Below are 317 nucleotides of genomic sequence, written 5' to 3' on the forward strand. Positions count from 1 at the left end.
ATATCGCTGGCTTCGGCACTCATGGCCGTGACCAGCGGGCCCATCTTGCGGCCGCCAAGGTAGAAATCGGTGCTGTCGTTGTTGGACTTGCTGTATGCAACCCCAACCAACAGCATAGCCACCAGAGAGATGATGAGGGTGGCGATGATGCAGATGTTGGTCATATACTTTTTCCCCCTTGTCTTTCCAAATGAAAGTACGCTTTGATTTTACCACAGTAAAGCATCAAAGTGCAAGCCATTTGGCAAAACTTTATCCTGATTCGCCAAAAGTCCACGAGTGACGGACAAAAAGTATTCAAATTGACAGGAAACATC

At 47.6% G+C, this 317-nt stretch carries 1 pseudogene; it reads right to left on the reverse strand.

Annotated elements, in window-relative coordinates:
* Nucleotides 1-164, reverse strand: a pseudogene (locus P0G09_RS17135) (sodium:proline symporter); the annotation flags it as partial.
* Nucleotides 165-317: the final 153 nt, after the last annotated feature.

Origin of the sequence: Faecalibacterium sp. DFI.5.82 (assembly GCF_029076575.1) — a bacterium.
GTDB lineage: Bacteria > Bacillota > Clostridia > Oscillospirales > Ruminococcaceae > Faecalibacterium > Faecalibacterium duncaniae.